Source organism: Parendozoicomonas sp. Alg238-R29 (assembly GCF_947331445.1).
Lineage (GTDB): Bacteria > Pseudomonadota > Gammaproteobacteria > Pseudomonadales > Endozoicomonadaceae > Sansalvadorimonas.
This window is the reverse complement of the sequence record NZ_CAMZOG010000230.1, coordinates 1-1,029: the sequence shown is the minus strand read 5'-3', so window position 1 is coordinate 1,029 and position 1,029 is coordinate 1. Positions and strand designations below refer to the sequence as shown.

Sequence of the window (1,029 nt, the reverse complement as noted above, 5' to 3'; positions counted from 1 at the left end):
GCAACGAAATATTTATCGCGCTATCTGGGGTGGAAGCGATTTTTAAAGACACATATCTTCTCAGAAGAGAGTTTGTTAGATCAGGAAGCGTCCCATTGGCTCAACCCACATTTATTGTGAACAGAGCCTATTCCCGGATGGAATCAACGCGCTGTTGTACTGCGGATGACATAACATGCTCTTTCCGAATGAATAGGAACGGGTCATTTTGTGACCTGATTTCAATATCTTACGACTAAGACTCTGTAGAGGAAATGTTATAAATCAAATTCTCTTCCACGATCGTGTAAATGTTTTGCTTGAATGGTACAGAGAGCTGGTTGATGTTATGAGCGGGTAATAAAATGCACATGTTTATAAATGAAAGCAGATTGGGTTTTTAAAAAAGTGCGCAGAATATTGGGTTGATTAAGACATTTAAACCCATGGGCGTTGATCAAATGGTTATTTGAATTTATTCTTCGTTTTGCTTTCATAAAACAGAAAAACTCTAACCCAGTAATCATATGAACCGTAACCATATGTTTTGCTGAACAATCAATAGAAAATCAGGAAATTGAGATGGCAGAGTCTGAAACTACCGGCACTGTAAAGTGGTTTAACGAATCCAAGGGATATGGCTTTATCGAGCAGGATAACGGACCTGACGTATTTGCCCATTTTCGCGCTATTGTTGGTAACGGGTTCCGTACTCTGGTTGAAGGCCAGCGTGTAAAGTTCAATGTGACTCAAGGCCAAAAAGGCCCTCAGGCTGAGAATATTGAAGTCATCTGAAAACTTGAGCAGATTCTAAAAAACCGGCTTCCATAAAAAGGGGGCTTTCTCAGGTTGGCTGAAGAAAGTGAGGGGTTGAAACAGAAATAGCCTTCAGGCAAAGATTGATTTGAACGGATCAACTTTACTGAAGGATCAGTACATGTCTGCAACACCCTCACTCCGCCCTATGTTCTCATTTCTTGGCTGGGTAATCGACCATATAGATATCGACTGGGATAATTCCAGCGCAACGGTTTATCTGCGCAGAGATGG

Annotated in this window: 1 protein-coding gene; it reads left to right on the top strand. The window is 41.2% G+C overall.

Going from position 1 to position 1,029, the window contains the following annotated elements:
* The first annotated feature begins 561 nt into the window (after positions 1 to 561).
* Positions 562 to 774, top strand: a complete 213-nt coding sequence (locus QMA35_RS21790) for a cold-shock protein (RefSeq protein ID WP_281649232.1) — start codon at positions 562 to 564, stop codon at positions 772 to 774.
* Positions 775 to 1,029 lie beyond the last annotated feature (255 nt).